This is a genomic window from Occallatibacter sp. FHG110214_02 (genome assembly GCF_059115385.1).
The window spans coordinates 264850-279554 of the sequence record NZ_JBZYWK010000002.1 but is presented as its reverse complement, the minus strand read 5'-3'; the positions used below and the strand labels follow the sequence as shown (position 1 = coordinate 279554).

Here is a 14705-nt window from a genome sequence, read left to right as displayed (position 1 = left end):
ATACTCGCGTCTACAATCGCTGGCATCGCCATCTTGATGCTGAGTATGAGCAGCGCTCTCCTTGAAGTTGTTATCGCAATGTCACTCTATTGTCCGCATGTATTCGTGTGCTCCAGGCGCATCGTTGCCTGCAATCTAAGTGCGGTTTTTTCCGCGTGTATGAAAAATCTCAGGCACGGTTGCGATGCTGTCTTCTGCCGTTCTCTAGGTTGTGATCACGTATGCGGTAACGTACACATTATTCGCGCCAGAAGAAGAAAAAACTCTCACCCGCCCTGTCCACCTCCCAGCGGAGGAAATGGGTGGATTCAGAGACAAGCTACGAGCGCAAAGGCCACCATAGTTACCTTTGAAAAATGTTCCTTGACAATTCTTAACTCATGAGATTAACGTCTTTCCGTTAACGTACACACCCTTTATTACCTCCGTATCGTTAACGTACACGATTCGGAACCATAAAACGGGGCGAACGCAGACACACCGCCACTAGGAGAGAAAGAGCGATGGCGAAACAATTTTTGAGGCCGGCTAATTCCATACGCACATATTTCACTCGCGTTCTTGGAGCAACAGCGCTGCTGTTCATCCTGCTTGCCGCGACAAAATCCAGCACTGCCCAGACAGATCAGGGCGCCATTACCGGCATTGTGCAGGATTCGTCCGGAGCACTGATCCAGAACGCCCAGGTCACCGCCACCAATGTTGATACCGGCCTGGTTCTTCAAACCAAGTCGAACACCAGCGGCGTCTTTGTCTTTTCGCCGCTCAAAATCGGCAACTACGCCGTCACGGCGTCCTCGCCAGGTTTTCAAACGGTGACGCATGAAAACCTGCACCTGGACATTCAGCAGCGCCTGAACGTGAATTTCACGCTGTCGGCGGGCTCAGTTTCACAAACAGTTCAGGTAACCACGGAAGAGCCCGTCCTCCAAACGCAGGATGCGGCAGTAGGGCAGGTAATCAGCACCAAGGCAATCAACGATACCCCTCTCAATGGCCGCAACTGGGTCTACATCGCGCAACTGACCAATGGCGTTGCGCCGCCGCTAGGCAACACCCGCGGTTCAGGTTCAGGAGACTTCGTCGCCAACGGCCAGCGCGCCGAGCAGAATAACTTCATCCTCGACGGCGTAGACAACAACACCAACCTCGTCGATTTTCTCAACGGTTCAAGCTACATCATGCGTCCCCCGCCAGACGCTCTCTCGGAGTTCAGCCTGCAAACCAGCAACTTCAGCGCGGAATTCGGCCACTCCGCAGGCGCGGTTTTACAAGCCAATATCAAATCCGGAACCAACCAGATACATGGCGATGTCTGGGAATATCTGCGCAACACCAGGCTCGATGCCATCAACTGGAACGCCGGTCCCGACGCGACTGTCCCTCCCTATCACCAGAACCAGTTCGGCGCGACGCTGGGCTTTCCCATCTGGAAGAAGAAGCTCTTCTACTTCGGTGACATGGAAGTCAACCGCATCTCCATCAGCAACCCCACGCCCATCAATGTCCCGTCCGCGCTTGAGCGGGAAGGAGATTTCTCTGAGCTGCTCAATGGAGACCTGACAGGCGTAGGCGCGCCAACCTTGCTCTATCAGCCCAACACCGCCGATCCCAACCAGCCGCTCGTATGCAACGGCAGGCAGAACGTATTCTGCCCCAATCAAATCAACACCGTCGCGCAGGGCATATTAAAGCTCTACCCCTCGCCCAACGCCAATAACGGCAAGCTGTTCAACAACTATCTGGTCAATCTCGGCAACACTGACAACGTTGTCCAGTGGGACCAGCGCCTCGACTGGAACGTCAGCTCAAAAGACCAGAGCTACGCCCGTTACAGCTACCTGCATGAAATCAAGACCAACGGCCTGCCGCTGGGACCAATTCTTGACGGCAGCAACTACGGCGGCGAGTACGACACCAACCTCGCCATGAACTTCATGGGCAGTGAAACGCACATCTTCACGCCAACGTTCACCAACGAGCTGCGCTTCGGCTACAACTGGGGCGTGTTCAACTTCCAGCAGCCCAACGCCTTCAATCCTTCGCTCAACTCGTCTCTAGGCCTCGGCCCGCAACCCTCCAACCTGAAGCCGGGCCAGTATGGTCTCCCATTGGGCTATGTCAACGGAACCATTCAGGAGTGGGGCTCGCAAGGCATCAGCCGCGAATCGCAAAACGTGTATCAGATCATCGACAACGTAACCAAAATATGGGGCAACCACTCGGTAAAATTTGGCGCATCCTTCCAGGCCATTCGCTTCTACTACATCTACGCCCCATCTGACCTTGGCCAATATCACTGGGACGGCCAATACACTGGCCTAGTCGGCGTAGCCAACACCGGCAACGCAGTAGCGGACATGTTGGTTGACCAGGAAAATTACGCGCAACTTTCCGTCTCCCCCAACGTCAACGACGCGCAGTGGTATGACGCCGGTTATGTACAAGACGATTGGCGAATCACAAGGAACCTCACGCTCAATCTAGGCGTGCGGTACGACTACTTCCAGCCCTACAAAGAGAACAGCGGCCAGCAAATGAACTTTGTCGTGACCGGCCCATTGGGCTTTGGCACAGGCGCAGGCGTCGTGCAACTCCCAGCCAGCCAGCGCAACATCGTTCTCGGCGCACCCTTCCTCGACGCGCTCTCCAAAGACAACGTCAAGGTGCAGTTTGTAGACAATGACCGCCTGGCCACCGTGCAGAAAACAAATTTTGCACCGCGTATCGGCCTCGCCTACTCACCCTCGAATAAAACCGTAGTGCGCACCGGCTTCGGAATCTTCTACGGCGGCCTGCAGTCGGAAGGCAACGGCAACCTCGGCGCAAACTTCCCATGGTCCAACACAGCGAACTTCTTCGCGCCCACCTGCGTGCAGGGCAACTGCCCATCGCTGGCCTCACAAGGCGTCACGATACAGGCAGGCTTGCTCCCAGCCTCTGACGGAGGCCAGTTGCAAACCTTCATCTCGCAACCCGGCTTTCACTCCATCGACCCGCAAATCAAGCCGACGTACACCATGACGTTCAGCCTCGGAGTAGAGCAGCAAGTCTCAAACAACATGTCCCTTACCATGACGTATGTTGGCAACCTCTCCCGCCATCTGGAGCTCTACGGCGCGCCCAACACCGCGCCCGGCCTGTGGCGTCCCGGCACCAACACCAACCCGTTTAATCCCTTCCCAGACCTCGGCGGAATCGGTCAGATACACTTCGCCGGTGTCAGCACCTACAACTCATTCCAAACCAAGTTGGAAAAGCGCTACTCGCACGGACTATCGTTCCTCGCAACCTACACGTGGTCCCACGCACTCGATGACGCAAGCGACGCCGGCGGCCTCTTCTCGGCAATTGGCAACCGCCAGCCCGCCATCATTCCGTACATCGATGAGCTAACCAACTCCGTCTTCGATATCCGCCACCGCTTCACCATCAACGGCAACTACGAGCTTCCATTCGGACGTGGCCGCACATTCCTCAGCAACTCATCCCGCTGGCTCGATGAAATCGTTGGCGGCTGGTCATCAAGCCTCACTTACGCCGCGCAAACCGGCTCGCCGTTTTCCGTCAGCCCCAACATCAGCACAGCATCAGGCGGCGGAGCGCGCGCATATCCCGTGCGCAGCCCATTCGTTGCCGGAGGCTCGCCAGACCCAACCAACCCAAGCCTCACCTCTTGCCCCACGCAGGTCAAAACCAAGCAGAACTACTTCAACCCATGCGCCTTCCGCAATCCCTTGCCCGGCGAAATGATTTCGGACGCAACGCATCCCGTAGGCTCCATCAACCCTGACGGTGTCCCCGTCACCTTCCAGGCTCCCGTCACGGACAAGGCAACAGCAATCGCCCTGCTAGGCACGGTGCAAAACAACATCTACGGCCCCGGCTACTATCAGGTCAACATGTCCATGTTCAAAAGCTTCCCGGTATGGCGCGAGCAGAACCTGCAGTTCCGCGCCGATGCCTTCAACGTGCTGAACCACCCGACACTTGGCACTCCAAATGGTGGCATGAACGCGAACGGCGGCCTTATCTCCGGGCCAAAGTTCTTCCAGAACAACACGCCCGACGCGCGCTTCTTCCAGCTCGCATTGAAGTACGTGTTCTAGTCGTTCGAGTCTCCATAGAGAAGCGGCTTCTCACTACGGGAAGCCGCTTCTCTATCATTCTGATTTGCATTGAATCTCGTATCCAATGTTTATGATTCGCCCCGGAGGGTGACATGCAGCAATGGAAGTTTTCCGCCTTGAGCCTTGCTTTGATCGTTGGAGTTAGCGCCGCGCTGCCCGTCCATGCACAGCTAACCCCAAACGACGTAAGCTCACCCGACCATCAAATCACCGTGCACTTCTCCATACAGCCCGGCAAAGGCCAAACGGCTGGTCAAGATGGTCAACTCGTGTACTCCATTACCTTCCATGGCAAGCCAACCTTCGAGAACTCCGTCCTGCGCCTCGAACTGGCAAACCAGTCTCCACTAGGTGCGGCGGTCCACATTGCATCCGCCTTCGCAGGCTCCGGAGCAGACGACTACACACTGCTCGCAAGCAAAACCTCCGCCGTGCATGACGCCTACAACAGCCTCACAATCCACGCCGCAGAAAGCGCAAGCCCGTCTCGCCAATTCGACATCGAAGCACGCGTCTACAACACCGGCGTCGCATTCCGCTATCACATCCCTGAGCAGCCTTCGCTCACGCGCTATCAGCTCACGCAGGAAGACACCGAGTTCCGCCCCGTAATGGACGCCGATGCCTGGGCCCTACGCCTCCCGAATTACCAAAGCGCGTATGAAAGCGAATACGTCCCTCAAGTCCTAAGCGCATTAAGCAATCAAGGCGGTGTCTCCAGCTACATCCTCAACGGAGCGCCCATGCTGTTGCACATGCCCGGCGTAACATGGGCCGCTGTAGGAGAAGCCGACCTCGAAGGCAACGCCGCAATGTATCTTGAGAACCCCACCGGCAACTGGGGTGGTCACCACCTCATCAGCAAAATCTCTCCACCCGTCGATGGAAAAGGCCCTGCAGTCGATGCAAGCCTGCCTCACAACACCGCATGGCGCGTAATCCTGCTCGGAGACTCCGCAGGCCAACTCATCGAATCCAACCTGATTACCGACCTCAACCCCGCCAATCGCATAACAGACACAAGCTGGATTCATCCCGGCAAGGCCTCATGGAACTGGTGGAACGGCGACTTAGGCCCCGATGGCCAATCCGCCTACACAACCAAAAACATGGAGTATTACGTAGATTTCGCCGCCGAGTCCGGCTTCCCCTACATGATGCTCGACGCAGGCTGGTCCGGCAGCGACATCACAAAGCTGCGCGGCAACGTAGACGTGCCCGCGCTGGTGCAATACGCCGCCAAGAAGAACGTAAAAGTCTGGATATGGCTCTACTCCAAAGCAGTAGCCGCGCAAATGCAAGACGCGTTCCCTCTCTATGAGAAGTGGGGCGTAGCTGGCGTCAAAATCGATTTCATCCTGCGCAACGACCAGCAGGGAATCGAGTGGTATTACAACGTAGCCAAGCTCGCCGCAGAACATCACCTCATGGTGGACTTTCACGGAGCCACGCAGCCCTGGGGAATCCAGAGAACCTACCCTAACGTCCTCAACTATGAGTCAGTGCTGGGCCTTGAGAACAACAAAGAAGGCCGTCGCGACACTCCGGTGAACCGCACAACATTTCCCTTCACGCGCATGTTGAGCGGCCCCATGGACTACACCCCCGGCGGATTCAACAACGCCACGCAGGAGGAGTTCGTCGCGCAAGACAAGAGCCCCATGGTCATGGGCACCCGCGCGCAACAGCTAGCTCTCTACGTCGTTTTCGAGCAGCCGCTAGCCATGGTCTCCGACGCACCCTACGCCTATGCGAACCAACCCGCCTTTCAGTTCATCAAGGATGTTCCAACATCATGGGACGCAACCCATGTGCTCAACGGCGAGCCCGGCGAATTCGTAACCATCGCACGCAGCCACGGCAAGGAGTGGTATCTAGGCAGCATCACCAACTGGTCGCCGCGTGAGCTGCACATCCCTCTCAGCTTTCTGGGCAAGGGAACATACAAAGCCGAGATTTACGAAGACGCTCCCGACGCAACCAAAAATCCAAAGCACGTCTCCATCCGCCAGCAGAATCTGCGAAGCAGCGACACACTCACAGTCTCACTGGCCAGTGGCGGAGGCTGCGCAATCCGCTTCATACCAGTGCAGTAGCAGTCAGTCGTAACCTGTCAGGCTTGTTGCAAATTAGCAAGGCGGCTCGCGAAGAGCGAAAGATTGCTGCGCAAAATAATATGCGGAGCAAAGCGATGCGTCTTAACCGGCTTATCCTTGTCCATCAGGTGGCCAATAAGCGTTTCAAAAGCCGTCTTGCCCTGCGCCTCCGGGCGCTGATACAGCGTAGCCAGCACCTTCCCGGACTCCAGCAGCGGCACCAACTCAGGAAACAAGTCGGTAGTAATAACCTGCACGCGCCCCAGCAGCTTCAACTCTTCCAGCGCACGCAACACAGGCAGGCTGTTCGCCGTGCTGATGTAAAGCGCATCCGGCCGCGCCTTCCCCTTCAGCAGCGCAATCGTCTGTCGATAAGCATCTTCCGGGCTCTCATGCGACTCCACAACCGGCAGAAGCGTCAAATGAGGAGCAAGCATCGCCAGCGTAGCAGCAAACCCGCGAAGCTTCTCCGCATGGTCATAAGTAGCCAATTCACCGGTAATCGTAGCAACACGCGACGGCGCCTGCAGCTTGTGCGAAAGCAACTCAGCCGCCAGCGCTCCGCTGATGTAAGCATCCACAGTCACGGAAGAAACACGCCCGCTATCCGGCGCATCACTCGCAACGCAAAGCATGGGAATACCCTGCCCAACAATCCGGCGAATCACGCTGGCCAGCTCACGCGGACGTCCCGGCGTAAAAAGTATCCCGTCATATTTCTTGGCAGCAGCGCTCTCCAGCGCAGCCAGGTCACCCGACCCCAGTCGCGGATAGTCAATAAAATCCAGCGTAAGCCGCATCCCCAGCGCCTCATCCGCAGCAGCGCGAATACCGCCCCGTAGCGGATCAAAGAACGCGGCAATCTCACGAGGAAGAACAGCAGCGACCCGCAGATTGCGATTCAGCTTCAGCGACCGCGCCGCAATGTTCGGCTTATAGCCAAGCTGCTCCGCCATGCGCAACACGCGCGTCTTTGTCTGGTCGCTTACGCCGCTGCGTCCATGCAGCGCCCGGTCCACCGTTCCGATAGACGTTCCCAGCGCATTCGCAATCTCGCGAATGCCTACAGCCTTGCCGCTTTTGTTTGTCGTTCCCATTCTTAGGCTTCGCTCAACAGTTTCGCACATCCAGCCGCAATGACTTCACGCCGGCTCTCACGCGCCCGTTGCCCGCTCTTCAATCTCTTCAAGCGTCCGCCCCTTCGTCTCCGGCACGCACAGCAGCACAAACCCTACGCCCGCAAGGCAGATTGAGCCATAGACAAAAAAGCTCCCCGCGCTGCCAATGGAGTGAACAAGAAACGGAAACGAATAAGTCAGCGCAAAAGAGGAGACCCACAGCGCCGACACCGCGGCAGATACCCCCACCGACCGCAGCCTGTTCGGAAAAATCTCCGCAATCAGCACCCACGTCAGCGGAGCCAGCGTCATCGCATAGCAGGCAATCGCGCAAAGCGTCAGTACCAGCACAGAAATCCCATGCATCCCGCTGCGATAAGCAAACCCAGCCAGCAGATGCGAAACACCAATGCCCGCGCAGCCAATCAGCATCAGCGGACGCCGTCCCAGCCGATCCACAAACGCCATAGCCACCAGCGTAAACAGCAGGTTGATAGCCCCGGTAATCACAATGTCGAGAAGCACCTGGTTCGCGCCCAACCCAGCCGCGCTAAAAATCTCCTCCGCATAGTTGAACAGCACATTGATGCCGCTCCACTGCTGCAACACCGCCAGCACAATCCCGACAACAAACACCGCACGCGTGCCCGGATGAAGCGCACTACGCCATCCTGCTGACTCCGTCTTTTCCGTGCGTAGCGCCGCAGTAATCGCATTCATCTCCGCAGCCGCATACTCCGCACTGCCGCCAATCTTGCGTAGCACACTCTCCGCCTGCTTCCTGCGTCCATGCACAAGCAGCCACCGCGGGCTCTCCGGAATCCCAAACGATGCCACAAGAAAAATAACCGCAGGCAAAGCCACGGCAGTAAACATCCATCGCCATCCATACTGAACATTCCACGACGCAAGCAGCGCATCCTGCGCAACATGTTCCGGCATCGGAGCAGCAATCTTCCAGTTGGCAATCTGCGCAAGCAGAATGCCAACCACCACTGCAAATTGGTTCAGGCTCACAAGCCTTCCACGATGTGAAGCCGGACTAACCTCCGCAATATAGAGCGGCGAAACGCTGGAGCTAAGCCCAATTGCCACGCCCCCCGCAATGCGCCACACAATAAAGGCCACAAACGAAGAAGCCCACCCCGTCAGCACCGACGAAACAGCAAACAGCACAGCAGCAATCAGCAGCACTGGCCTGCGCCCCCACTTATCCCCCAACGCTCCGGCGACAAGTGATCCAACAAAACATCCCACCAGCGCGCAGCTATTCGCCCATCCCACTGCCGCAGCGCTTTCAAGATGAAAGTAAATCTCAAAGAACTGCCGCGCCCCGCCAATGACCACCCAGTCATAGCCAAACAGCAGCCCACCCAGGGCCGCAACAACCGCTATGCCCCACGCATATCCCGTAACGCGATTGGAGTGCAGCGGATTGTTGTTTTCATTGGAAGCGATAGAGACATGCACGGAGAATAATCCATTCAGTGAGTCAGATTGCCACCGGGAAGATCCTGTATCCCCGTGTGAGATTGATCCAGCCTGCGAACCTCATCCAGCGCCACGCGTGCCTCTGCATCTCGGCCAAGCCCAGACAGAGCCTGCGCACGCAAAAATGTCGCCGTAATATGCTGGCGCTGTTTCAGGTCCTGGTCAAACAGCAGCATCGTCGGCAGCGAGGTTGCAAAGTAATCAATCTTAGGCTCCTCGTTTTCAAGCGCCGCCGCATAATCAAGAATGTCCGTAAACAACGCAACCGCGTCGTCCTCGCGCCCCAGCCGCCGCATAGCCATGGCGCTCCAGTAAGTCATCTCAGACACAGCGCGAATCTGCATCTGCTGAAAATCGCCGCGCTGCCGCACAGCCTTTTCCCAGTGCAGCTTTGCACGTTCCATCTCCCCCGCCGCAGCCCATGCCTCACCCAGCCAGAACTCAATATTGCTGCTATTCGCCAACAGATGCCGGGCCTCATTGAGCGTCTGCGGAGGATGATCTGCCGCCTCAAAGCACTTGATCGCCCCACGCGCATCACCCACAGCCAGCAACGCTCGCCCAAGCTGAAGCTGTGCGCGAACATACTCTCCAGACACCAGTCCTTCGCCGCCTTCCCAAGGCTGAAACTGCCTCGAAAGCAGCAGTGCAAGCGCATCCGCAGGCTTTCCGGTCTGGTTGTATAAAGCAGCAAGCTCCACCGACAAATCATCCCGTCGCGCAACCAGATTCCACCGCGCCTCAAGCTCAGCCAACCGCTCTTGCGGCGCATCCCCAAGCCGCTTGCGAAGCTGGTCCTCTTCATACAAAATGCGCGCATCATCCGGGTCTGCAATCCGCGCATGATGAAACGCATCGCGAGCTTTCGTCGCATCATGCTCCACATTCAGATAAGCAATTCCAAGATTGCGCCACACCGTAGGAAACTCAGGAGCCAGCCGCGCCGCCTTCTCCCACTGCGCAATCGCATCATGATGACGCCTTCGGTCATACAGAAAATTGCCCAGGTAATAAGGTGCACGAGCATCCGCAGGATTCGCAGCAATCGCCGCCTGCAACACCTTCATTTCTTCCAGCAGACTCGGAAAAACATAAGCAGGCTCGGCCTTCTCAGCCTGCGCAGCATAAGCACGCCCACCATCATCATCCCCGCGAAGCCCACAAATCAGCGCCCGCGTATAAAGCGCCAGCGCACCTGCATCTGCTTGCAAAACCACCTCAGCATCCTTCAGCAATCCAGCGCGAATGCAATCATAAGCCAGATCCAGCCGCTTGCCCGCATCCACAGGCGCAGCACCAGTCTTCAAAAACCTCGCCCATATATCCAGCGGGTCCACCCGCAACACCGCATCCAGTTCAGCATCAGCCTCGCTTGCTCTTCCCAACTGCCGCAAAACCACAACCCTCAAATTCCGTGCATTGGAATTCTCAGCATCCGCCCGTAGGGAGCGTGACAAATGCTCAAGCGCCGCTGCCAAACGCCCGCGCCACACATCAATCTCAGCAAGCCGGTGATACCCCGGCCCGCGCCACGCTGCCGACCACGTTGCCTTGTAGAACGCATCGTAAGCCTCGTCCGCACGGTCCTCAAACAACAGCGTCATGCCGAGGTTGTAATAAGCCTCGCTGTCATAAGGATTCGGATTGCGCAAAGTCAAGCGCGCAATCGCCGCACGAAAGCAGCTCTCTGCCTGCTCCAACTCACCACGCCGCAGATGCACGCGCCCCAGCGCATTGTTCACGCGGCTATCCTGTGCATCACGCCGCAAAGCCTCGCGCCAATAAGGTTCAGGCGAGCGCGTAGCGTGCCGATACTGCTCCAGGTGAAGTCCCGTCAGATACAGCTCATCCACGCTGGCAATCTCTTCCGGCGCAGCAGGCTCACTCGCCTGTACAGGCTCCGGCGCAGGCGGAATCTCCGCAGGAGCATAGCGCAGCAAAACCTCGCCATCCGCCTCAAGCTCAACAGCCCAATCCGCAACCTCATCCGGAAGCGCCAGCGTAATCACGGCAGCGTCTTCCGGCTTCAATCCACCATTCCACACCGCCTGCGATTGCCCCACAGCAGTAAGCCGCAGCGTAGAGGCCTCAATGGCCTTAGTAACCAGCAGATGCACATGCGCGTTGCCGTCTTTACGCACAACGCGCAAAGCCGCATGGATATTGGCCGCATCCGGCACGCCTATCTCACGAATCGGATACCAGAACTGGCGAAAGCTCTTCGTCTCTCCCGGCGCAAGAAAAGAAAAATCCGGCTGATTATCCGTATACACACCGGCCATCAACTCAATGTACGGCCCATCATTATCTGTAAGGCTGCGGTCCCACGCATATCCAAACTCGTGATTGCCCCACGTCCACTGCTTCTTCCCCGGAGCAACATGGTGATCCGCCACATGCACCACGCCAGCACGCGCCGCATGGTCATATCCGCCAAAAAAATCCCCGCGCGAATTCACAATCATGTAGCTCGTAGGCACGGGGATATTCGCATACCAGCTCAAATCGTTCGCAGGATAAGAGCCATCCGGCACAAAATGCCGCGGCATCTCCTCCGCGGGAACGCCCTGCAGCGCCCGCTCTCCATACGGAATGCCGTAATACTCCCCAAGACTGCACGGAAACTCCGTAACCGCGCGCTTCGCATGGTCTGCGACATAACGAACATCGCCAGGAAAGAACGACTGATAGTGTTCATGCACACGCGTCGCCGCATTCGCCCACCACAAAAACGTCTGCGTATCCCACGTACGGTTAGAAAGGCGAACCTTCAGCTCAAGATAAGCGCATCCCGGCCTCAGGCATACGCCGTGCATCCCCTTCATTCGCGAAATCGGATCATGATCGCTGCACCAAACCGTAACCGACCCATCGTCCTCGCGCTCTATCGTCACCTCAACCGGCATAAACGTAGCCGGGCGATGATGCTGCGGCCAGTTAAACTCCACGCCGCCTGAAATCCAAGGCCCCGCAAGCCCCACCAGCGCCGGCTTAATCACATTCTGCCGGTAGAAAAAGTCATACCCGTTCCGCTTGTCATACCCCACATGAATTCGCCCGCCAATCTCCGGCAGAACCATCACGCGCAGATACTCATTCTCCAAATGCACAGCCTGCCACGCATGCTCGCACGCCTCCGTCGCAATGCGGTCAATCACCGGCAGCGGGTAAACCTTCCCATTGCTGCCCTGGTAAACACGCTTCTCCAGGAACAGCGGATTGCGGTCCGGCTCGTCAGGCAGGTAGGACTTCATCACCACAGGCTCTTCCCACGCCTTCACCGCGGCGGTTTCGCCCGCAGGCGCGTCAGGGAGTACCAGCAGCGGCATTTCTGTAGTGTGCGAATTCGTCATCAGGTCGCTCGTGCTGCCGTGTACGCAGCCATTCGTCTCGTTAACGTTACCGTCAATGCCTCCAAATTGGCAACAAGTTTTCTTCTGAAAGCAGTCATCCCAACTTTAGAAGCTGCCGCCAATCAATGCAGGCGCCATAACCAAACCGCCCGCAAAGATTGATTCTTAATATATTTCTATTCAAGCTTGACAACACTTTAACCGCAGGAATAAAGTGCCCATGTTTTTCGATAATCCATCTACGTTAACGTTACCGTTAATCAGCCCAACTTAACCAATCTCCTTGTTCGATGGAGGAAATCCCCAATGTCGCTTTCCACCTTCTTCCGCAGCCCCCTCAAGCCGCACCCGGGCACCTCGCATGCGCGTAAAAGCCGCAGCCCCCTGCTCAAACCCGCTGTTTGCATGAGCATACTCCTGCTCGCATCCGTCATCGCCCCGGCACAAGTCAACGGGGTCAGGGAGCGCCCTTATCTCGGCTGGAGCACCTTCAGCGAACAAACCATCAACTCCAGTTTTCTCACGCAGGCCAATATAACAGCGCAATCGGACGCCTTAGCCGCATCCGGCCTGCAGGCGCACGGCTTTGAATACATCAATATCGACTCCGGCTGGCAGGGCAGCTTCGATGCCAACGGCCGCCCCATCCCCAACACCACCACATTCCCCAACATCAAGTCGCTCGTCGATCACATCCACCACAACGGCCAGAAAGCCGGCATCTACTGGATTCCCGGCGTCGAGTATCCCGCCGTCGCCGCCAACTCGCCCATCCTCGGAACCCCGTACCACATACAAGACATCCTCACCGTTCCCAACACCGCAGGCAACGCCTTCGGAGGCCCCGGCACATCGCCCTACCACTACAAAATCGACTTCTCCAAACCCGGCGCGCAGGAATATATGAACTCCGTCGTAGCGCTCTTCGCCTCCTGGGGCATCGACTTCATCAAGCTCGATGGCGTAACCCCCGGCTCCGACAGCTATGACCTCTCTATCGACAACCGCCAGGACGTAGCCGCATGGTCCAAAGCCATCGCCGCCAGCGGACGCCCCATCTGGTTCACCATCTCCTGGGCGCTCGATCAGGATTACCTCAGCCTCTGGCAGCAGTACGCCAACGCGCGCCGCATCGATCAGGATGTCGAATGCGAAGGCGGCTGCGGCACGCTCACCGACTGGTCACGCATCTACGAGCGTTTCCGCGACCTCCCCGGCTGGGAAAACGCCTCCGGCCCCACCGTTGGCTGGAACGACCTCGACTCCCTCGACATCGCCGACGGCACACTCGACGGCCTCACCAATGAAGAGAAGCGCTCCGCACTCTCGCTCTGGTCGCTCGCCAACGCGCCCATCTACCTCGGCGGGGACCTCACAAAAATCGACAGCTTCGGCAAGCGCCTCGTAACCAATGACGAAGTCCTCGCCGTCAACCAGTCCGGCAAACCCGCCAAGCAGGTGCTCGATGGCGACATTCAAGTCTGGGCCAGTGACCTCGGCGACGGCAGCTATAACGTCGGCATCTTCAACATGAACGCCACCGTCACCAACGTGCGCATCCCGTGGAGCCTCCTCGGTTTCACCAACGCCATCGCGGTGCGCGACCTCTGGACCCAGCGGGAACTAGGCCCATCGCCCGCCGGCTACTCCACCATCCTTCAGGCGCACAGCGCGCGTCTGCTGCGAGTTCGCGGCATCGGCCATCCCGCCCCATCGCACTCCACCAGCTATGAAGCAGAAGCCGCAACGCTCAACGGTTCCGCGGTCATCGCAGACTGCTCCGCCTGCTCTGGCGGAGAAAAAGTCGGCGGCCTCGGCCTCGGCACAGGCAACAACGTCGCCTTCAACAACGTCTACGTTCCCCATGCCGGCGAATACCTCATGCAAGTCGATTCCATGACCCAAGGTCTTCGCTCTTACCTCTACAGCGTCAACGGTGGTGCCTACCAGACACTCGACAGCGGCGGTGGAAGCTTCTTCCTCCCCGCCAGCACAACGGTCCCCGTCTATCTCCAAAAGGGAATGAACACCATTCAATTCGGCAGCCCCGTCAGCTACCCGCCAGACCTGGACCGCATCGTCATCAGCGGCAACGGAGACTTCCCACGCCCCGAGTCAACAACCTATGAAGCAGAAGTCGCCACCCTCAGCGGCACAGTCGTCGGCGAGTTCAGTAACTACTCCTCAGGCTTAGGCAAAGCCGGAAACATCGGTGGAGGCGCAGACAACTCCGTAACCTTCTCCAACGTAACCGTCCCCGCCAGCGGCATCTATCAACTGGAAATCGATTACCAGACCAGCGGCCCACGCTCTTACTTCATGAGCATCAACGGAGCCACCGCAACTGAGCTCGACCTCAACGGAACCACCTTCAGCGACCCCGTGCCCACAGTGCTGAAAGTCCGCTTGCACGCAGGCGCAAACACAATCAGCTTCAGCAACCCTTCCGGATACTCTCCCGATCTCGATCGGATAGTAGTAGCCCCGGCTCTGTAAGCAAACATCAGCCCGGCAGCG

Annotated in this window: 6 protein-coding genes; 3 read left to right on the top strand and 3 right to left on the bottom strand. The window is 57.6% G+C overall.

All coding sequences use genetic code 11. From position 1 onward, the window contains the following. Positions 1 to 503 precede the first annotated feature (503 nt). Positions 504 to 4109, top strand: a complete 3606-nt coding sequence (locus AC5S3R_RS03160) for a TonB-dependent receptor (RefSeq protein WP_494265192.1) — start codon at positions 504 to 506, stop codon at positions 4107 to 4109. Between the two features lie 137 nt (positions 4110 to 4246). After that, positions 4247 to 6226 (top strand): glycoside hydrolase family 97 protein, encoded by a 1980-nt coding sequence (locus tag AC5S3R_RS03155; protein ID WP_494265191.1) that lies wholly within the window; start codon positions 4247 to 4249, stop codon positions 6224 to 6226. 17 nt (positions 6227 to 6243) lie between these two features. On the opposite strand, the gene AC5S3R_RS03150 is transcribed toward AC5S3R_RS03155, so the two are convergent. Genes AC5S3R_RS03150 through AC5S3R_RS03140 form a run of 3 tightly spaced genes read right to left on the bottom strand, consistent with a single transcriptional unit; the run spans position 6244 to position 12188 of the window. Continuing rightward, positions 6244 to 7323 (bottom strand): LacI family DNA-binding transcriptional regulator, encoded by a 1080-nt coding sequence (locus tag AC5S3R_RS03150; RefSeq protein WP_494265190.1) that lies wholly within the window; start codon positions 7321 to 7323, stop codon positions 6244 to 6246. A gap of 57 nt (positions 7324 to 7380) precedes the next feature. After that, the gene (locus AC5S3R_RS03145; RefSeq protein ID WP_494265189.1) at positions 7381 to 8814 is read right to left on the bottom strand and encodes a sugar porter family MFS transporter; all 1434 of its coding nucleotides are present in this window, start codon (positions 8812 to 8814) and stop codon (positions 7381 to 7383) included. Between the two features lie 14 nt (positions 8815 to 8828). Continuing rightward, positions 8829 to 12188 (bottom strand): DUF5107 domain-containing protein, encoded by a 3360-nt coding sequence (locus AC5S3R_RS03140; RefSeq protein ID WP_494265188.1) that lies wholly within the window; start codon positions 12186 to 12188, stop codon positions 8829 to 8831. A 306-nt stretch (positions 12189 to 12494) separates the two neighbouring features. Here AC5S3R_RS03140 and AC5S3R_RS03135 point away from each other — a divergent pair, with 306 nt between their 5' ends. Further along, entirely contained in the window at positions 12495 to 14684 is a 2190-nt protein-coding gene (locus AC5S3R_RS03135; RefSeq protein WP_494265186.1) for an alpha-galactosidase D, read from the top strand. The last annotated feature ends 21 nt before the right edge of the window (positions 14685 to 14705 follow it).

Coding starts and splice junctions, on each gene's coding strand:
- AC5S3R_RS03135 (WP_494265186.1), top strand. CDS start 12,495: ATGTCGCTTTCCACCTTCTTCCGCAGCCCCCTCAAGCCGCACCCGGGC.
- AC5S3R_RS03140 (WP_494265188.1), bottom strand. CDS start 12,188: ATGACGAATTCGCACACTACAGAAATGCCGCTGCTGGTACTCCCTGAC.
- AC5S3R_RS03160 (WP_494265192.1), top strand. CDS start 504: ATGGCGAAACAATTTTTGAGGCCGGCTAATTCCATACGCACATATTTC.
- AC5S3R_RS03150 (WP_494265190.1), bottom strand. CDS start 7,323: ATGGGAACGACAAACAAAAGCGGCAAGGCTGTAGGCATTCGCGAGATT.